20 protein-coding genes are annotated in these 19,171 nt (G+C 53.1%); 11 read left to right on the top strand and 9 right to left on the bottom strand.

Going from position 1 to position 19,171, the window contains the following annotated elements; genetic code table 11:
- Positions 1 to 244 precede the first annotated feature (244 nt).
- Positions 245 to 487, bottom strand: coding sequence for a hypothetical protein (locus ACTHUT_RS06140; protein ID WP_063076190.1), 243 nt, complete (start codon positions 485 to 487; stop codon positions 245 to 247).
- 78 nt (positions 488 to 565) lie between these two features.
- Here ACTHUT_RS06140 and ACTHUT_RS06135 point away from each other — a divergent pair, with 78 nt between their 5' ends.
- Entirely contained in the window at positions 566 to 1,159 is a 594-nt protein-coding gene (locus ACTHUT_RS06135) for a 5-formyltetrahydrofolate cyclo-ligase (RefSeq protein WP_440386556.1), read from the top strand.
- A gap of 75 nt (positions 1,160 to 1,234) precedes the next feature.
- Here ACTHUT_RS06135 and ACTHUT_RS06130 read toward each other — a convergent pair whose 3' ends face one another.
- The 3 genes from ACTHUT_RS06130 to amgK form a co-directional block, all read right to left on the bottom strand.
- Complete coding sequence (locus tag ACTHUT_RS06130; RefSeq protein WP_440386557.1) at positions 1,235 to 2,701, bottom strand: KAP family P-loop NTPase fold protein; 1,467 nt, start codon at positions 2,699 to 2,701, stop codon at positions 1,235 to 1,237.
- Between the two features lie 140 nt (positions 2,702 to 2,841).
- Complete coding sequence (mnmG, locus tag ACTHUT_RS06125; RefSeq protein WP_440386558.1) at positions 2,842 to 4,737, bottom strand: tRNA uridine-5-carboxymethylaminomethyl(34) synthesis enzyme MnmG; 1,896 nt, start codon at positions 4,735 to 4,737, stop codon at positions 2,842 to 2,844.
- 84 nt (positions 4,738 to 4,821) lie between these two features.
- Positions 4,822 to 5,826, bottom strand: coding sequence for an N-acetylmuramate/N-acetylglucosamine kinase AmgK (gene amgK / locus ACTHUT_RS06120; RefSeq protein ID WP_004520257.1), 1,005 nt, complete (start codon positions 5,824 to 5,826; stop codon positions 4,822 to 4,824).
- Between the two features lie 69 nt (positions 5,827 to 5,895).
- Here amgK and ACTHUT_RS06115 point away from each other — a divergent pair, with 69 nt between their 5' ends.
- The 3 genes from ACTHUT_RS06115 to ACTHUT_RS06105 all read left to right on the top strand — a co-directional run bounded on the left by ACTHUT_RS06115 (position 5,896) and on the right by ACTHUT_RS06105 (position 10,197).
- The gene (locus ACTHUT_RS06115) at positions 5,896 to 8,295 is read left to right on the top strand and encodes an LPS-assembly protein LptD (protein ID WP_440386559.1); all 2,400 of its coding nucleotides are present in this window, start codon (positions 5,896 to 5,898) and stop codon (positions 8,293 to 8,295) included.
- A complete protein-coding gene (locus tag ACTHUT_RS06110) occupies positions 8,292 to 9,281 on the top strand; it encodes a peptidylprolyl isomerase (RefSeq protein WP_440386560.1) in 990 nt (329 codons plus the stop codon). Before ACTHUT_RS06115 ends, ACTHUT_RS06110 begins: the two co-directional genes overlap by 4 nt.
- Positions 9,282 to 9,387: 106 nt before the next feature.
- Positions 9,388 to 10,197, top strand: coding sequence for an alpha/beta hydrolase (locus tag ACTHUT_RS06105; RefSeq protein ID WP_440386561.1), 810 nt, complete (start codon positions 9,388 to 9,390; stop codon positions 10,195 to 10,197).
- 233 nt (positions 10,198 to 10,430) lie between these two features.
- Here the strand turns inward: ACTHUT_RS06105 and ACTHUT_RS06100 are convergent, their stop codons facing one another.
- Positions 10,431 to 11,051: a DUF1269 domain-containing protein gene (locus tag ACTHUT_RS06100; protein ID WP_440386562.1), complete on the bottom strand. Its 621-nt coding sequence runs from the start codon at positions 11,049 to 11,051 to the stop codon at positions 10,431 to 10,433.
- A gap of 219 nt (positions 11,052 to 11,270) precedes the next feature.
- Positions 11,271 to 12,158, bottom strand: a complete 888-nt coding sequence (rsmI, locus tag ACTHUT_RS06095; RefSeq protein WP_440386563.1) for a 16S rRNA (cytidine(1402)-2'-O)-methyltransferase — start codon at positions 12,156 to 12,158, stop codon at positions 11,271 to 11,273.
- 65 nt (positions 12,159 to 12,223) lie between these two features.
- On the opposite strand from rsmI, the gene ACTHUT_RS06090 reads away from it, so the two are divergent.
- The 6 genes from ACTHUT_RS06090 (at position 12,224) to ACTHUT_RS06065 (ending at position 16,070) form a co-directional block, all read left to right on the top strand.
- Positions 12,224 to 12,571 carry a YraN family protein gene (locus ACTHUT_RS06090; RefSeq protein ID WP_440386564.1) on the top strand — a complete coding sequence of 116 codons (348 nt, stop codon included), beginning with the start codon at positions 12,224 to 12,226 and terminating at the stop codon, positions 12,569 to 12,571.
- Between the two features lie 4 nt (positions 12,572 to 12,575).
- Positions 12,576 to 13,169, top strand: coding sequence for a phosphoheptose isomerase (locus tag ACTHUT_RS06085; RefSeq protein ID WP_440386565.1), 594 nt, complete (start codon positions 12,576 to 12,578; stop codon positions 13,167 to 13,169).
- Between the two features lie 73 nt (positions 13,170 to 13,242).
- Entirely contained in the window at positions 13,243 to 13,854 is a 612-nt protein-coding gene (locus ACTHUT_RS06080) for a BON domain-containing protein (protein WP_039862284.1), read from the top strand.
- Between the two features lie 67 nt (positions 13,855 to 13,921).
- On the top strand, positions 13,922 to 14,527 hold the full coding sequence (locus ACTHUT_RS06075) for a hypothetical protein (RefSeq protein WP_440386566.1): 606 nt from the start codon (positions 13,922 to 13,924) through the stop codon (positions 14,525 to 14,527).
- Positions 14,528 to 14,569: 42 nt separating this feature from the next.
- On the top strand, positions 14,570 to 15,370 hold the full coding sequence (map, locus tag ACTHUT_RS06070; protein ID WP_223168821.1) for a type I methionyl aminopeptidase: 801 nt from the start codon (positions 14,570 to 14,572) through the stop codon (positions 15,368 to 15,370).
- A gap of 403 nt (positions 15,371 to 15,773) precedes the next feature.
- Positions 15,774 to 16,070: a helix-turn-helix domain-containing protein gene (locus tag ACTHUT_RS06065; protein ID WP_003680641.1), complete on the top strand. Its 297-nt coding sequence runs from the start codon at positions 15,774 to 15,776 to the stop codon at positions 16,068 to 16,070.
- Between the two features lie 94 nt (positions 16,071 to 16,164).
- Here ACTHUT_RS06065 and ACTHUT_RS06060 read toward each other — a convergent pair whose 3' ends face one another.
- The 3 genes from ACTHUT_RS06060 to ACTHUT_RS06050 are packed head-to-tail and all read right to left on the bottom strand — an operon-like array spanning position 16,165 to position 18,554.
- Positions 16,165 to 17,115, bottom strand: coding sequence for a YheT family hydrolase (locus ACTHUT_RS06060; RefSeq protein ID WP_440386567.1), 951 nt, complete (start codon positions 17,113 to 17,115; stop codon positions 16,165 to 16,167).
- A gap of 12 nt (positions 17,116 to 17,127) precedes the next feature.
- Positions 17,128 to 17,754 carry a phosphatase PAP2 family protein gene (locus tag ACTHUT_RS06055; protein WP_440386568.1) on the bottom strand — a complete coding sequence of 209 codons (627 nt, stop codon included), beginning with the start codon at positions 17,752 to 17,754 and terminating at the stop codon, positions 17,128 to 17,130.
- Positions 17,754 to 18,554 (bottom strand): competence/damage-inducible protein A, encoded by an 801-nt coding sequence (locus ACTHUT_RS06050; protein WP_440386569.1) that lies wholly within the window; start codon positions 18,552 to 18,554, stop codon positions 17,754 to 17,756. The genes ACTHUT_RS06055 and ACTHUT_RS06050 overlap by 1 nt, the downstream gene beginning before the upstream one ends.
- Positions 18,555 to 18,663: 109 nt before the next feature.
- Between ACTHUT_RS06050 and ACTHUT_RS06045 the strand changes: the two genes are divergently transcribed.
- A partial coding sequence (locus ACTHUT_RS06045) for an argininosuccinate synthase domain-containing protein (RefSeq protein ID WP_440418701.1) occupies positions 18,664 to 19,171 on the top strand: 508 nt, incomplete at its 3' end.

The raw sequence follows: 19,171 nt of genomic DNA, 5'->3' as shown, positions 1-19,171 counted from the left end.
TCCAGAAACGGGTTTGGTGACCGAAGTGAACACCGGCTTCAATCATCTGACGCATAGTAATTTGAGACATGTTATTTCCTTGAAAGGGTTAAAGAGCACACATTCAATCGCATAGAACTTGATAGGCGGCGCCTATTGTCAAGCACCCTTCGGCGAAAGTGGGCATAAGTTTTAAAAAATAGTGTGTTTCCGAAATGGAAAACTGACGGATTATAGCGGATAAGGGGTCGTCTGAAAAGGGATTTTATACCTTCCCGTCCTGTTTTTCATCCGCCTGTACCGCCTTTTGGCGGGCCGCCTCAAACTCCGCCTGCTCCTGCCGTTTCATCAGGCGGTTGCGGCGGCGGATGGTCACGACAAAGACCGTAAACACAGTGGGCAACACTGCCCAAAAGACCAAATAAATCAACGCGCGCGCAATACTCGGCTGCGCGGCGGAAAACATCACGGCAACAAAAAGATAGCCGATGGCGACAATATGCCACATCGTGTGCGTCCTGTTTGAATGTTAACAAAATCGTTATAATCGCAACATTCTACCGCAATCCCGAAAGGCCGTCTGAAAATGAGGAATCCCGAAAAATCGGCACTACGCAAACAGTTCCGCCGATCACGCGCCCAAATGAGCGCCGACGAGCGGAACGCCGCCACCGAAACCATCAACCGCCTGCTCAAGCCCTACATCAAAAAAGGACAGAAAATCGGCGTGTATTGGCCGATGGGCAAGGAATTGCGATTGGACGGCTTTGTCCGTGCCGCACAAAAACGCGGCGCAAAACTCTACCTGCCCTATATCGAACCGAACACGCGGCGGATGTGGTTCACCCCTTACCCTGCCGACGACGCCAAACAAGAACGCAAACGCGGCTACGCCAAATTGCACGTCCCCCAATTCACCGGCAAAAAAATCCGCGTCCACCAACTCAACCTGCTGCTGGTCCCCATCGTCGGCATCGACAAACGCGGCTACCGCCTCGGACAAGCCGGCGGCTATTACGACGCCACCCTCTCCGCCACGAAATACCGCCTGCAAACCCAAACCCTAGGTGTAGGCTTCGGCTGCCAACTGACCGACACCTTGCCGACCGAACCCTACGACATCCCCCTAAACGGCTTTGTCTCCGAGCTTGGCGTATTGAAATTCAGACGGCCTCGATAGGAAAATTATCGGTTTATTAAAATGATTAAAGGCCGTCTGAAACCTGATTTCTTGGGTTTTAGACGGCCTTTAATTTTATTGTGGTGTTTGCTCAAAACTGAGTACTCGGAAAGTTTCTTTCAGGATTGATAAAACCCCATTCATTCCGGGAGGAAAAATCTCACCATTATCAAGAAATGCCTCATTTATATACTTCTGCCACTCTCTCAGATTATGAAGATTATTAAAGTTATTAAAATGTGTATCCATTTGGCTATTTAGAATTAGCATCATAGCAATTACATTTGTTCTTGTATAAATAACACCTGAACTATTTTTTGGAATATTCGACAACGACTGAATATTAAATATTTGTGCAAAATCTCTAGAATAAGCACAATTTTTATTAATATCGTCCATTAAATTCGGATAAAAGCAGAAGATAAATACACCCGTAATACGCAGCAAGACATATTGCCAGATGAAGTCCTTCCCTAGTCCGCCACTTAAAGAGTGGTATATCTCTAAAAATCGGACTAATCGTTCAGTTTCCCTAAGCGATAAATTATTCCGCTCTACCATATCGCTGATAAAATTTATTCTTACATTGCGTTCTTCAATTAAACCTTGTAGTTCACTTGCCATACGACTTTCTCGTATCAACTGTTTGAAATATTTAACTGAAACCAAAGCCCGCTCTTCCTCAAATTGAGCTACAACCTTCTCTGGCAAAGCAAAGCTGTACTTCAAAAACTTATCTAAATATTTGTGCGCATCCACCTCTGCTCCGTACCGATGATTAATCGCCGCGCGCAATTGTTTGGTATTCGTAACCAGCACGACTTCGACGTTTTCAATATCAAAAACGTGCTTGATAACTTCCAGCATATCAACCGCATAATCGGGACGGCAGCGGTCGAGTTCGTCGATAAACAGGATAATCGGTTTGTCCGCTGCCAATTCTTTCAGGCAGGCTTTGAGCGTTTCCAGATTTTTTTCCGCTTCGATTTGCTCTTTCAACAAGGCTTCGACGGTTGCATCAATAGTGTGGCTAGCGATTGTGGCAGCAGCATCGGTTACGGTTTCGGCCAAACTGTCTGCATCTTGGCCGTCATTTATTATCTGTTGTAATCCTTCTGCCAAATCGTCTGTATTTTGCTTTAGAACATGACCAACCGCTGCCTTAGCAACGGTTTTCATCACGAATCCTGCGGCTTTCGCGACTTTCCTCGTAATATTTTTGCGCTGTTCAGACGGCTGCTCGCCAGTATCTTCAGGCGTACAGGCTTTGATGATTTCGGCAAGTAATGCCAACAAAGGCTCTCCGCTGTGGTCTGAACGGAAGGCGTCAATATAGACGGGCTGGTAATCGGGATGTTGCTGCTGCATAAGCCGAATCAGTTTTTGACAAAATTCGGTTTTGCCCGTTCCCCAACCACCATCGATGACCATAGGAGAAAGGTCGATGGGCAATGTCAGCAACTTGATGATGTTTTCGGCTATCGGCTTACGGTTAAATTCGTCGTGTGTAGCAAAAGTTTTTTCTAAAGCTTGAGTTTCCATATTATCCCTTTGTCTGTCATAGGTTTTGTGTAACGTATTTTACCCTGTCATGAGTTTTTATGTTTTTGTTCTTTTAAATAATTGGAGACTATCAAAAAGGCCGTCTGAAACTTTCAGACGGCCTTTATTCAAATTAACCCTTACTTAGCATCTTTAAATCCACGTTTCAAATGCACCATCAGCAATGCCACTGCCGCAGGCGTGACGCCGGAGATGCGGCTGGCTTGGCCGACGGTTTCGGGTTTGTACTGGTTGAGCTTTTGCTGCACTTCTGCCGACAAACCTTTGACTTTGCTGTAATCGATATCCTCGGGCAGCTTTAAGGTTTCGATGTCGCGGCGGCTGTCGATTTCTTCGTTTTGGCGGTCGATATAGCCTTGGTATTTGACTTGGATTTCGACTTGTTCGACCACGCTGTCGGCAAGTGCGGTTTCAGGTTGTGCGTCGGGCAGGGTCATCAGCGTGGCGTAGTCGAGGTTCGGGCGGCGCAGGAGGTCGTGCAGGTTGGCCTCGCGGCTGAGTTTTTGGCCGAATACGCGCAGCTGCTCTTCTTCGGCGAGTTTTTGCGGTGTGTACCACGTTGTTTTCAAACGTTGGATTTCGCGTTCGATGGCTTCGCGTTTTTCGTTGAACATGCGCCATTGTTCTTCGCCCACCAAGCCGATTTTGTAGCCGTCTTCGGTCAGGCGCATGTCGGCGTTGTCTTCCCTGAGTTGCAGGCGGTATTCGGCGCGGCTGGTGAACATTCGGTAAGGCTCGTTCACGCCTTTGGTGATGAGGTCGTCCACCAATACGCCGAGATAGGCTTGTTCGCGGCGCAGCAGGAGCGGATCTTGTTCGCGGACGTATTGCACGGCGTTTGCGCCTGCAAGCAGGCCTTGCGCAGCGGCTTCTTCGTAGCCCGTTGTGCCGTTGATTTGGCCGGCGAAGAAGAGGCCTTGGATGGTTTTGGTTTCGAGGCTGGCTTTGAGGTTGCGCGGGTCGAAGTAGTCGTATTCGATGGCGTAGCCGGGGCGCAGGATATGGGCGTTTTCGAGACCTTTCATGCTGCGCACGAGGGCGATTTGGATGTCGAACGGCAGGCTGGTGGAGATACCGTTTGGATAGTATTCGTGCGTGGTCAGGCCTTCGGGTTCGAGGAAAATCTGATGGCTGTCTTTGTCGGCGAAGCGGTTGATTTTGTCTTCGATAGACGGACAATAACGCGGGCCGACGCCTTCGATTTTGCCGGTGAACATGGGGCTGCGGTCAAAGCCTGAACGGATAATTTCGTGGGTTTGCGTGTTGGTATGCGTAATCCAGCAGGACACTTGGCGCGGGTGCATATCGGCGCTGCCGCGTACGGACATTACGGGAACGGGTGTGTCGCCGGGCTGTTCGGTGAGCTGGGAGAAGTCAATCGTGCGTCCGTCGATGCGCGGCGGCGTGCCGGTTTTCAGACGGCCTTGAGGCAGGTTCAATTCGCGTAAACGGCTGCCCAAGGATTTGGCGGCAGGATCGCCGGCGCGGCCGCCTTCGTAGTTTTCCAAACCGATATGGATTTTGCCGGACAAAAACGTGCCGGCGGTCAGCACGACGGCGCGTGCTTTAAACTCCACGCCCATCGCGGTAACCACGCCGCTGATGCGTTCGCCATCAAGCGTTACGTCTTCGACGGCTTGTTGGAAAAGCTCCAGATTTTCTTGGTTTTCCAGCATTTCGCGGATGGCGGCTTTATACAGGATGCGGTCCGCCTGCGCGCGTGTGGCTCGCACTGCCGCGCCTTTGCTGGCGTTCAAGCGGCGGAACTGAATACCGGATTTGTCGGTGGCCAACGCCATTGCGCCGCCCAATGCGTCGAGTTCGCGCACAAGATGGCCTTTGCCGATACCGCCGATGGAAGGGTTGCACGACATTTGGCCGAGGGTTTCGATGTTGTGTGAGAGCAGCAGGGTTTGCGCACCCATGCGTGCGGCGGCAAGCGCGGCTTCGGTACCGGCATGGCCGCCGCCGACGACAATCACGTCGTAGGTTTTGGGGTAAATCATGTAAGTCATGTTTATGTGTTCTGTAAAGGTTTCAGACGGCCTTTTGTTGATCAGGCCGTCTGAAAAGTGGAATCAAATCTTAAAAAACCAAGCTTAGAAGGTATAGCCTGTTTCCAATTCGTCATCGCCGACCAATTCGACCAGCAATGCATAAAGCGGCGCCAAATCGTTGTAACGGCGCGATACGCGGCGCAAATAGTTCAAGAAGCGCGGGATTTCCGGACGGTATTTGTCTTTGCCGTCGCGGTAGTACAGACGGGCAAAAATACCGGCCACTTTCAAATGGCGTTGTACGCCCATCCATTCAAACCAGCGGTAGAACTCATCAAACTCGGCAGGCACGGGCAGCTGGGCAGCGCGTGCTTTTTCCCAGTAACGGATGACCAAGTCCAATACAAATTCTTCTTCCCATTCGATAAACGCATCGCGCAGCAGCGACACCAAATCATAGGAAATCGGACCGTAAAGCGCATCTTGGAAGTCCAATACGCCCGGGCGGCCTTTCGCCAGCATCAGATTGCGGACGATAAAGTCGCGGTGGACATACACTTTGGGTTGCGCCAACAGGGGCGGCAACAGCGTATCGACGGTTTGCTGCCACAACTGGCGTTGCTTGAAGGTCAACTCGCGGCCCAATTCTTTGGCCACAAACCATTCGGGGAACAAATTAATCTCGCGCAGCATGACTTCGCGGTCGTATTCCGGCAGTTTGCCGGGTTGGCTGGCTTTTTGCAGCTCGATCAGTTCGTCGATGGCTTCGAGCAGCAAGGCTTTGTGGGCGGTTTCGCTGTTTTCCTGATTCATGGCGGTCAGGAATGTGGTGTTGCCCAAATCGTTCAACACCATAAAGCCCAACGCTTCATCCACATGAAGCACTTGCGGCACATTGACCATATTAAACAGTTTTTGCACTTTCAAATAAGGCGCAACACTCATCTTCTCAGGAGGCGCGTCCATACAGATAACGGTCTGGCCGTCTGAAAACGTCGCGCGGAAATAACGGCGGAAGTCGGCATCGGCTGCCGCAAAGCTCAATTCGAACGGCTGGTTCGGGTAAACAGACTCCAGCCAGTTTTGTAATTCGGTTTGTCGTTGCATAGCGGTATCGCAGAATTTCAGGTTACAATAACCGCTATTCTAACTGGCAAACCGATTTAAGGGGCGATTTTGGCTCGTTTATTTTCACTCAAACCCTTGGTACTCGCCTTAATTATGGGCTTTGGCGCAACAGCCGTACGCGCGGAAGATGCTTCTGTTCCGCAGGCGGAAGACTATACCCCTGCCCACGCCGCTGAATCCAAACCGGCAAAAACAGGCCAAAGCGAAGCCGATCCGCTTTCTTTGGGCAGCACTTGCCTGTTTTGCGACCATGAAAATGCCAAGCCGGCCGAAACCGCCGAAATCAAACGCAGCGGCGAGCCTGCCCTGCCTGCCGATTACACCCGCGTCAACGCCGATAAAATAGAAGGTCAGACCCAAGTCGGTGTCCGTGCCGAAGGCGACGTCATTGTCGAGCGCAATGCCGATGTTCTCAATGCCGATTGGGCGCAATACGACCAAGCCACCGATACCGTTACCGCCGGCGACCGCTTTACCCTGTATCAAAACGGTTCGACCGTATCCGGCGACCAATTGGTTTACAACCTCAAAAACCAAACTGGCTCCGGCAGTGCCGTGCGCCTCAATACCGAACAAGGCGGCCGCCACCTTCAAAGTGTCAGCGAAAAAGCCGAACTCAAAGGCAAAGGCCTCTACAAACTCATCAACACCAAATTCAACACCTGTTCGCCCGGCGATGCCAGCTGGTATATCCAAGCGCAAAGCATTGAAGCCGATGAATCGACAGGCATCGGCGTGGCCAAACACGCTTCGCTGGTATTCGGCGGCGTCCCTGTCCTCTACACACCTTGGGCGGACTTCCCCATCAACGGCAACCGCAAAAGCGGCCTGCTCGTTCCGACCATTGCCACAGGTTCAGACGGCCTTGAGCTGAGCCTGCCCTACTACTTCAACCTTGCGCCGAATTTGGATGCCACCATCCGCCCGGGCATCATCAGCAAACGCGGTGTGCAACTGGGCGGCCAAGTCCGTTATCTGCAACCGAATTACAGCGGCGAAGTCGATGGCGACTGGATGCCGAACGACCAAAAAAGCGTCCACAACAACCGCTACCAGTTCAAATGGAAACACCAGCAGCAGCTGAACAGCAAAATCAGCGGCGGCATCAACTACAACCAAGTTTCCGACGACGATTACTACCGCGACTTCTACGGCCGTGAAGACATCGCACGCAACGTCAACCTCGACCGTCAGGCATGGCTCAATTACAGCGACAAACTGTTGGGCGGCAGCTTCGACGGCTCGTTGCGCGTACAAAAATATCAAACGCTTGCCAACCAAGACGGTTATAAAGACGAGCCTTATGCCATCATGCCCCGTCTGACCGGCCGTTGGCAAAGCCATCTCGGCAAAGCGCAACTCAACGTGTTCGGCCAATTCACCCGTTTTGACCACGATACCAAGCAAGACGGCAGCCGCGTGGTGCTCTACCCGAGCGTCAAATGGGACTTCCACAACCAATGGGGCTACATCCGGCCTAAAGTCGGCGTACACGCCACTTATTACAGCCTCAACAGCTTCAACGGCCAAAGCAGCCGCAATGTCAGCCGCGTCCTGCCGATCATCAACGTCGACAGCGGCCTGACTTTCGAGCGCAGGGCCCGTCTCTTCGGCGGAGAATACCTGCAAACGCTCGAACCGCGCCTGTTTTACAACTACATTCCGACCAAGTCCCAAAACGACCTGCCCAATTTCGACAGCTCCGAAAACAGCTTTACCTACTCGCAGCTGTTCCGCGAAAACCTGTATTCGGGCAACGACCGCATCAATTCTGCCAACAGCCTGACGCTGGCCACACAAAGCCGCATCCTCAACCCCAACACCGGTGCGGAACTCTTCCGTGCAGGTATCGGCCAGAAGTTTTACTTCAAAAACGACAACGTCCTGCCTGACGGCAGCGTCAGCCGTTATCCGCGCAGCCAGTCCGACTGGGTAGCCTTTGCACACGGCAACCTTACCCCGAGCATCCGCATCGACTTGGACATCCACTACAACCAAAACCTAAGCCGTGCCGAAAGCTACGCTGCAGGGATTACCTACAACCCCGAACCCGGCAAAGTCTTAAGCGCACGCTACAAATACGGACGCAACGAGCGCATTTACCTGCAAGCCAACGGCGACTATTTCTACGACAGGCTCAGCCAAATCGACCTTGCCGCCCAATGGCCGTTGAGTAAAAACCTGTACGCCGTCGCCCGTTACAACTACGAAATCGAAGCCAAAAAACCGCTGGAAATGCTCATCGGTGCAGAATACAAAAGCAACTGCGGCTGCTGGAGCGCAAGCTTGGTCGGCCAACGCTATGTTACCGGCGAAAACAGCCACAAAAACGCCGTATTCTTCAACCTCCAACTCAAAGACTTGAGCAATATCGGCAACAACCCATTCGAAAAACTCCGCTTAGCCATCCCCGGTTACAGCAAAACCAATGAGGTAGTCAAACAATGAACTTCAAACCCCTGATTCTCGTCGCCGCACTCACTCTCGCAGTAGGCGCACACGCCGCCCCTAAAGCCAAAGCAGGCAAAGCGCGCGCAGCCAAAGCCCCTGCCGTCAGCGCCACCGCCATGCCCGCCGTACAAAGCGGCGTACATCTTTCAGACGGCATTGCCGCGGTTGTCGACAACGAAGTCATTACCCACCGCCAAGTAGAACAAGCCGTAGCACAAGCGCGTCAAACCATGCCGAAAGGCACGCAAATGGACGCCAACGAGCTGCGCCAACAGGTTTTGGCACAAATGATCAACCAATCCCTGATCCTCCAAGCCGGCAAACGCCGCAACATCCAAGCGACCGATAGCGAAATTGAAGCCGTCATCGCGCACAACCCCAACATCAAAAATCCGTCTGCCGCCGTCCGTCAAGACATCGCCGACAGCATTATTGTTGAAAAAGTGCGCCAACAGGCCATCATGCAAAACAGCCGCGTGAGCGACTCCGAAGTGGCACGCTACATCGAGCAGGCCAAACAACAAGGCATTACCCTGCCCGAAGCCGACCCTGTGCGCCAATACAATGCCCAACACATCCTCATTAAAGCCGACAACGACAATGCCGCCGTCGGCGCAGAAAGCACCATCCGCAAAATCTACTCACAAGCCCGCAGCGGCGCAGATTTCGGCGGTTTGGCACGCCAATACTCGCAAGACAGCAGCGCCGGCAACGGCGGCGACTTGGGCTGGTTTGCCGACGGCATGATGGTTGCCCCATTTGAAGAAGCCGTCCACAAACTCAAACCCGGCCAAATCAGTGCCCCTGTCCGCACCCAATTCGGCTGGCACATCATCAAGCTGAACGACGTCCGCGAAGCAGGTACGCCTGAAGAGCGCCAACAAAACGCCGTCCGCCAATACCTGTCCCAACAAAAAGCGCAACAGGCGACCACCAACCTCCTGCGCGAACTGCACAGCAGCTCCTACGTTGACGTACGCTAATCGCGCGTATTGTTAAAAAGGCAGGAATCCGTACAATAAGGCCGTCTGAAAAACATTATTCAGACGGCCTTTTCCCTTAAGCAACCATTGATTAAAGCACCCCATCATGTCCATCCGTCCCGACTGGCAAGCCGCCACCCTGCTGCAAGCCGAAGAAACCGCCCTTACTTCCGCCCACACCGGCCGCACTTACCGCATTCAAGCCGCGGCACTCGGCGAGCGTCCGGCAGGCGGCTATCCCGTACTGTATATTCTTGACGGGGATGCCTTTTTCCCTGCCATCCTCAATATGGCGCAATCCCTGCTCATCAATCCCATCACCAAAAGCCATGCCGCCTGTCTGATTGTCGGCATCGGCTACACCGGCGGCACCATCCGCGACTTAAGCCAACGCGCCCTCGACTACACGCCGCCGCTGCCCGACAACGCGTCCGAATCCGAACGCAAACAATACGGCCAAGCCGACCGCTTCAGCCGCTTTATCGACGACGAACTCTCCGCCCTGCTCGACGGCAAATACCGCATCGATACCCAAAACCAAGCCGTCTTCGGCCATTCGTTCGGCGCCTTGTACGGTCTCTATTCCCTGTTCACCCGCCCCGAACGCTTCCGCCATTATTTGCTGGTGTCGCCGTCTATCTGGTGGCAAGACCGCCGCGTACTCGATTGGTTGCCCGGCACATTGCCGCAAGGAATCGGCATCCGCCTCGGTGCAGGCGAACATGAAGGCAGAAACAACCGCCCCGACCAAACCAGCCGCGGCATGGTTGCACAAGCCAAAATCCTTGCCGGCACTTTGCACCATCTCGGCGCAGATGTCCGCTTCACCCTCTACCCCAACGCTAATCACGGCAACGCCCCGTTTTACGCCCTGACCGACTGCATCGAATATTTGCGCAGCGCATGGCAGCGTTAAAACAGGTTTGCCAAACATTGAGGCCGTCTGAAACGCAAACTTAGAAGCGTATTGAACCTATTGGATCGATCTAAAATCCAATTATAAAAAGGCCGAGACCTTTGCAAAGGTCTCGGGGCATGAAAAAGGGAGAGGCTACCTGAAAAATAGATTTTCAGGTAGCCTCAAACCGGTTTGGCATGCATCCGAAACGGAAAATTTGAGCGGTTACATACCTTGGGTTGGTGGCAGTGTTATTTCAACTTGGCTGCCAATTCGTCGAATTTTTGTTTGATGTCGGCCTTGAAGGCTTCCACTTTCTCTTTGCGTTCGGCTTTGCGCTGTTTTTTCCAAGCTTCGTGTGCCTGACGTGCCACTTCTTCCTGCGCTTCTATTGCTGCCAATACGTCCTGTTGGGCAACGGCTGCATCTTGTCGGAGAATAACGGTTTTGAAACGGTGGAAGAAAGCATCCAATACAGCTTCGTTGGATTCTTGCGCCAAAATAATGATCGCAGTACTGCCGTTATCCAGTTTTTTGGCTGTATTTTCTAGCAACGCCCCCTCTCCCAATGTTTGGGCAGTGCCTACATCACTGCCGATGAGTGCGCCAGTAGCTCCACCCAACAGAACACCGATAGGACCGCCGAGGATGCCGACCAGCGAACCAATGAGGCCGCCCGTCCATGTGCCTTCGACCGTATTGGCGGTAAAGTCGGTGCTTTCTGCTGGGATAATCAGGTCATTTTCCTTTTTAACCAAAACGGCTTGTGCCACCAAAGTATCTGTTGTCTGCGAGTAAGCTTTCAATTCAGAAAAGGCTTGATAAGCTTCGCTGGAGATGTTGAATAAGGCAACGATGATGTTTTGTTTCATAAGTCCACTCCCGTAGATTGAAAGATTTAAGAACATACTAGTTGTATGCAGTGTCATTATAAATTGCAAGGGGGGGGGGGAAGCAATGCGGCAAACAAAACTTTGCCTATATAAAGCCTGTAGAACCGGCAAACGGATAACGAACAATACCCAGCCTTGCCTGTAGGAAATCGTCGCATCGTTCACACCACAGGTTGAGAGAAATAAGCCTGCAAGACCTCAAGCGTCGTCTGAAATCCGTTTCCACTCCAACGCTAAATCGTACAAGGCTTTTTTGCTTTCGCCGGTAATCTTGGCGGCAAGCTCGGCGGCCTGTTTGGTCGGCAACTCAGCCGCAAGGATTTTCATGGTATTTTGCGCCGCCTCGGGCAAATCACTGTGCTTCTCTTTTACCGCAGGATGCAACACCAGCACCATTTCTCCGCGCGTTTGGTTGCTGTCGTTTTTGAGGGCGGCTTGGATTTCGGCAACCGTGCCGCTGAGAAAGGTTTCAAACGTTTTGGTGATTTCGCGTGCCAAAGTCAAACGGCGTTCGGGGAACTGCGCGGCCATATCCGCAAGGCTTGATTCGATACGGTGCGGCGTTTCAAACATCACAATCGGAAAATCGGCTTCCGCCCATTTGGCCAACAGCTTTTGGCGTTCGCCGGCCTTAGGCGGCAGGAAACCGTTGAAGTAAAAATCGGATTCCGTCACACCGGCCACGCTCAACGCCCCCATGACCGCACTTGCACCGACCACAGGCACCACTTTAAATCCGGCTTCGCGCACGCGGGCGGCAAGTTTCGCACCGGGATCGCAAACAGCAGGCGTACCCGCATCCGAAACTTGGGCGACGCTCAGGCCGTCTGAAAGATGGGCGATGATTTTGTCGGCCATTTGCTGCTCGTTGTGTTCGCGCACGCTCACGAGTTTGCCCTGAATGCCGTACGCACTCAAAAGCTGGGCGGTAACGCGGGTATCCTCGGCGCAGATAACATCGGCCTTTTGCAGCACGGCCAGCGCGCGCAGCGTTATGTCGGCTAAATTGCCGATGGGCGTGGCGACAACGTATAATGTCTGTTTTTCGATGCTGTCGACGGCTTTTTGCAGATGTTTTGTGTACATAGATTCAAGGCCGTCTGAAACGGCGTCTCTTTAAAAACAATGATTATATAACGGGTAAACTTTTCATGCGCTTAAACCACAAACAGGGGGCGGCGGCCGAAAATGCGGCGCTGGCATTCCTGCTGAACAAAGGCTGCTCGCTGCTGGCGCGGAACTGGCATTGCGCCTACGGCGAAATCGATTTAATCGTCAAAAACGGCGGTACGATTGTGTTTGTTGAAGTAAAATACCGCAAAAACCGAGGTTTCGGTGGTGCCGCATACAGCATCTCGCCGTCCAAATTATTGAAATTGCAACGAAGTGTAGAGTATTATCTGCAAAAGCACGGGTTGAACCATGCGCCCTGCCGCCTGGATGCGGTACTGATTGAAGGCGACGGCCAACCCGAATGGATTCAAAATATTACAGGTTAACCTCATGACAACATTACAAGAACGCGTTTCCGCACATTTTGCCGAGAGCATCCGCGCCAAGCAGGAAGCCGAAAAAGTACTGGTTGAGCCGACTGTACAGGCTGCCGAGCTGATGCTGCAATGCCTGATGAACGACGGCAAAATCCTGGCCTGCGGCAACGGCGGTTCGGCTGCCGACGCGCAACATTTCGCCGCCGAGATGACCGGCCGCTTTGAAAAAGAACGCATGGAATTGGCCGCTGTCGCGCTGACGACAGACACTTCCGCCCTGACCGCCATCGGCAACGACTACGGTTTCGACCATGTATTCAGCAAACAAGTGCGCGCGCTCGGACGTGCCGGCGACGTATTGGTCGGTATCTCCACCTCCGGCAATTCCGCCAACGTTATCGAAGCCATCAAAGCGGCACACGAACGCGACATGCACGTCATCGCCATGACCGGCCGCGATGGCGGCAAAATCGCCGCCATGCTCAAAGATACCGACGTTTTGCTCAACGTCCCTTATCCGCGCACCGCCCGCGTTCAGGAAAACCATATCCTGCTGATACACGCCATGTGCGACTGCATCGACTCCGTCCTGCTTGAAGGCATGTAACCCTTTCTTTTCAGACGGCCCATCCCTTAAAGGCCGTCTGAACACCCAACCGTCCATACCCAAGGAAAAGGATATGAAGAATATCAAACGCTACGCCCTCCCCGTTCTGACCGCGACCCTCTTGAGCCTGAGTCTGAGCGGCTGCGTCGGCGCACTGATCGGCGGTGCAGCCGTCGGCACCAAATCCGCCGTCGACCGCCGCACCACCGGCGCGCAAACCGACGACAACGTTATGGCACTGCGCGTCGAAACCACCGCACGCTCCTACCTGCGCCAAAACAACCAAGTTCAAGGCTACAAGCCCAAACTGAACGTTGTCGGCTACAACCGCCACCTGCTCCTGCTCGGCCAAGTGGCTACCGAAGGCGAAAAACAATTTGTTGAACGCATCGCCCGTTCCGAACAAGCCGCAGAAGGCGTGTACAACTACATCACCGTTGCCTCACAAGCGCGTTCGCTCGGCGATGTGACTAACGATACCTGGGGCACATCCAAGGTCCGCGCCACCCTGTTGGGCCTCAGCCCGGCCACCCAAGCACGCGTCAAAATCGTGACTTACGGCAACGTGACCTATGTGATGGGCATCCTCACGCCTGACGAACAAGCCCGCGTGACCCAAAAAGTCAGCACGACCGTCGGCGTACAAAAAGTCGTGACCCTCTATCAAAACTACGTTGCCAACTGATTCACAGGCAACCCGGGGCCGTCTGAATATTCAGACGGCCATTCCTCCAACGATTACCCGACCCATCATGTCCAAGAATAATAAAACCCCTTTCCAACTTAAGCCCAAACACCTAATCCGCGCTTTATTCCTTGTCAGCTTTATTGCCGTCGCAGCCCTCGTCGCCGGCGTATTCAGCACCCTAAACTCCGGTAAAACCGACGTACCCGAAAAAAGCCCTGCCGAACAAACCGACACACGCATTGAAGTTTGGCGCCCCAACGGCACTGTCGAACCTGAAACCGTCCAACTCGCCCAAGAAGGCGACGAAAAAACCGCCTCCGGCAATCCTGTCGTCCCACAAAACGAAAAAGGCGAAAAAGCGGAAGAAGGTGTAAAAAATGACCGCCCCACTACACACCGCGGCAAACGCACAGAAAACAAACGCGCCGAAACCGACAAATCAGAAAAAACACAATCCGACAACAGCAGCCCTGCCGCTCAAAACACACCTCAAACAGACAGCCAGCCGGTAGCAAACAAAGCCGCAGACAACAAACCGGCCGCACAAGCAGCAGAAAACAAACCGGCAAAAACCAAAGCCCCTGAGTCCAAACCGACTCCCAAAGCCGAGCCTGAGGCCAAACCACAAGCCAAACCGCGCAATAAAGACAATCTCGACAACCTGTTTTAAACAGACGGCACACCCGTCCCGTTCAGACGGCCCCCATGCCGTCTGAAACAAGAAGGAAACCTCATGGACAAAGTCATCATCAAAACCCCCGAAGAAATCGAAAAAATGCGCGAACTCGGCCGCTTGGTCGCCGAAGCCCTCGACTACATCGGCCAATTCGTCAAACCCGGCGTCACCACCAACGAAATCGACAAACTCGTTTACGACTACCACGTCAACGTTCAAGGCGGTTATCCGGCCCCCCTCAACTACGGCAACCCACCCTACCCGAAATCCTGCTGCACCTCCGTCAACCACGTTATCTGCCACGGTATTCCCGACGACAAGCCGCTGAAAGAAGGTGACATCGTCAACATCGACCTGACCATTAAAAAAGACGGTTTCCACGGCGACTCCAGCCGTATGTTTACCGTCGGCAAAGTCTCCCCGATTGCCCAACGCCTGATCGACGTGACCCACGCCTCCATGATGGCGGGCATCGAAGCGGTCAAACCCGGCGCCACCCTCGGCGATGTCGGCTATGCCTGCCAACAGGTTGCCGAAAATGCCGGCTACTCCGTCGTACAGGAATTCTGCGGACACGGCATCGGCCGCGGCTTCCACGAAGCGCCGCAAGTAGTCCACTACGGCCGCAAAGGCGAGGGCCTCGTCCTCAAACCGGGCATGATTTTCACCATCGAGCCGATGATCAACCAAGGTAAACGTCATCTGCGTATCCTGAACGACGGTTGGACAGTGGTCACCAAAGACCGCTCACTCTCCGCCCAGTGGGAACACGAAGTTTTGGTTACCGAAACCGGCTACGAAATCCTTACCATCAGCCCTGCCAGCGGTAAGCCTTAACTTTGAAAAAACCTTCAGGCCGTCTGAAAACATAGATTCAGACGGCCTGAAATTTATTCGCATTCTCAACCTAGAAAACCGAATAAAAACTCGAAATTAAGTTTTTACCCAAATCGAATTGTTTAATTATGTAAAAATTTGCTTACGCCATATTTAAGATAAGCGCATAATTTAATGATTTATATGATGAAAATTATCCGAAATAATGAATTAAGAAATATTTACACAAATTATGGCAGACAGCAGAAAACTTCTTTCGAATATACTGTCTAATTATCTAGATCAGTCATTTGCAATACGCCCACATATCACCCCAAAGCCTACAGGAAAGGGATGCCGGCATTCTTGCAGACCCATTTTTATGCCTAGAGGCATGCAACAAATACCACAATAAGGAAGATTCATGAAATCGTTCGAAAAAATTGAAAACATCCGCGATATCCGTAAAAAACTTGGCCTGAACCAAATGGACTTCTGGAGCCGCATTGGTGTGACTCAATCCGGTGGTTCCCGTTACGAATCCGGCCGCAATATGCCTAAACCTGTACGCGAATTGCTGCGTTTGGTACACATTGAGCGCGTAGATTTGGCTAAAGTCAACCGTGACGACTTGGCCGTTGCTTCCCTGCTGAAAAACCGCGACCCTGAGTTGTATGCTTCTCTGAAAAAAGAAGCCAAAGCCGACAACAAAGGCAAATAATCAAGCTATTCAAAAGGCCGTCTGAAACTCTTTTCAGACGGCCTTTTTACTTTCTACACACTAAGGGCATGTCTGCATACATGCTCTTTTTCATTTACGGCTGATACTGTTTGAAATAGTCCAACACGGTTTGCGGCAGCCATTGCAGATTTAGACGACCTTGATCGCGGCTGACAAAGCCGACATGCCCGCCGTATGCCGGTTGCAGCAGCGTAACGGACGAAGACACGTCCCGCCCGGTCGGCAGGGCTTCCGGCGGCAGGAAGGGGTCGTTGACGGCATTGAGCAGCAGCAACGGCGTATCCACGCCTTTCAGAAACGGTTTGCAGGAATTGCGGCGGTAGTAATCATGACGGTCGGCAAAACCGTGAAGCGGCGCGGTAAAGCAGTCGTCAAAATCGCCAAGCGTTTTGCAGTTTTGCCGGCTCAAGGCCGTCTGAAACCGGGGAATCGCTCGGGCTTTCGGCAGCAGCGAATTCAAAAAATAGCGCGTGTAAATCAGTCGCGTCATGCCTTGGTCAAAACGCGTACCTGCCGCCACGGCATCAACCGGCGCGGAAACGACGGCAGAAGCACGCGGAACAGCATTGCTGCCCTGCTCGCCCAAATATTTGGCCAAGGCATTGCCCCCCAAAGAAACGCCGACGGCGTAGATGGTTGAATAGCGTTGTGCCAGCGTGTTGAGCATAAAGGCGATTTCGGGCGTATCGCCGAGGTGGTAGAACACGGGCGCGGTGTTTGCGATGCCGCCGCAACTGCGGAAATGGGCAACCACGCCGTTCCAACCGCGCTGCTGCACGGCTTTCATCAACTCGACCGCGTAATGGCTCTCGCTGCTGCCTTCCAATCCGTGGAACAAAACCACCAACGGCGCATCGGGGTCGGCGCTGTCGACAAAATCGTAGGCAACTTGGGTTTTGCCGGTGCTGTCGGGCAGAAGCTCGCGGCGGTAGTCGGGCGCCTTGCCTTGCAGCAATTTGGCAAACAGAGTGTCGGCATGGCCGTTTCTGAGCCAATAAGGCGTGTTGGGTGAACGTGTATTCATAATTCGTTTCTTCTATTTTTCAGACGGCCTGAAGATAAGCATATACACCAGCAAGGCAGTCAGCGTGCCGTTTGTCCAACCTGCCCAAACATCGGTGGGATAATGCACGCCCAAATAAATGCGTGAAAACCCGGTCAACAGGGCAAAGGCAATACCGACCACCCAAGCGGCGCGGCGGTAGCGCGTGCGGCGGCAAAGCAATATCAGCATGACGGCAATGGCGGCGGAAAACGTACTGTGGCCGCTGGGGAAGGAAAAATTGCTCTCTTCAATCAGGCGCGGCCAAAGCAGCGGACGTTCGCGGGCAAACCAAACCTTCACAATCAGCATGTTCACAGTCGGCACCAATGCCGCCAACACGCAAAACAGTGCCTCGCGCTTCTTATTGGCGAAATACAGGGCTGTGGCGACTGCGCCGATCAGCGGCACGGCAATCGCGGTTTTGCCCAGATAGTGCAACACGGTGGCAATCGGGTCAAACCATGTTCCCGCGTGGGCATGGACAGCGTGCATCAGCGGCGGCTCAAAAGCGAAGCCGCCATATTGCGCCAGCCAAATGCCGATGATGAGGGTCGGCGGTAAAAACAGCAAAGAGGCAAAAATCAGTGCGCGTCTGGATTGGGCCGGAGACAAGTACATTATTCCACCGTTTCTTTCAAAGTCGCGCCAATTGCCTGCAAACCCTGCAACGCATCTGCCCACGCTGCATCCAGCAAGCGGCAGGCCTCGCCTTCCGCTTTGATGCCGAACTCGATATGCGGCGGAGTATAACGGCCGTCTGAAGCGGTACGGCCCACGGTGGGCAGGCTGTACGAACGGACACCGGCGTAGGTACGCTCAAGATGTTCCATAATCGGCGTAATGCGCGATTCGGGTTGGTCGAACACATACACGCTGCGGCTGCCGCGTTCGGTTTGGTTGAAGCGGTCGGCGTAATAAGTTTCCAATACCCATTCGGCCATCGGGTGCGCCATCACGGGGAAGCCGGGGAAGAAATAATGCTCACGGATGGAAAATCCGGCGATGTTGTTAAACGGATTGGGTACCAATTCCGCGCCTTCGGGAAAATCCGCCATTTTCAGGCGTTGGGTGTGTTCCGGCGAATCGAGCGGCTCGCCACGTTTCAGGGTTACGCCTTCGATAAACTTGGCGGCTTCAGGATGACGGACGACGGGCAAATCCAAAGCAGCCGCTGCGGCCTGGCGCGTGTGGTCGTCAGGTGTAGAGCCGATGCCGCCGGTAACGAAAGTTGGCAGGCCGTCTGAAAAGCTGCGGCGCAGCTGTTTGACCAGCAAATCGGGCTCGTCAGGCAGGTATTGCACCTGATTGAGTTTCAGCCCGTGCGATTCCAATAAAGATTTAAAAAAGGTGAAATGCTTGTCTTGACGGCTGCCGTGCAGGATTTCGTCGCCGATGATAATGAGGTTAAAAGCGTTCATGATGAGGTTTCTTTAATACGGCCCTCCGAACATTCAGACGGCCTATTGCTGACAATGTATTCCATTTATAAGATAATGGTTTCAACTTTTCAAGTCTGGAGAAATTCCCATGAGCCAAAACCATACCATTTTACAAAATCTCCCCATCGGTCAAAAAGTCGGCATCGCCTTCTCCGGCGGTCTTGATACCTCTGCCGCGCTGTTGTGGATGAAACTCAAAGGCGCGCTGCCTTATGCCTACACTGCCAACCTTGGTCAACCTGACGAAGACGATTACAACGCCATTCCCAAAAAAGCGATGGAATACGGTGCGGAAAACGCCCGCCTGATTGACTGCCGCGCGCAGTTGGCACACGAAGGCATCGCCGCCATCCAATGCGGCGCGTTCCACGTTTCCACCGGCGGCATCGCCTATTTCAACACCACGCCTCTGGGCCGCGCCGTTACCGGCACCATGCTCGTTTCCGCCATGAAAGAAGACGATGTGAATATCTGGGGCGACGGCAGCACCTACAAAGGCAACGACATCGAGCGTTTCTACCGCTACGGCCTCTTGACCAATCCCGCGCTGAAAATCTACAAACCTTGGCTCGACCAACAATTTATCGACGAACTCG

The organism is Neisseria sp. P0022.S010 (assembly GCF_051956635.1).
The sequence above is the reverse complement of the archived record's forward strand: the minus strand, read 5'-3'. Positions and strand labels throughout refer to the sequence as shown.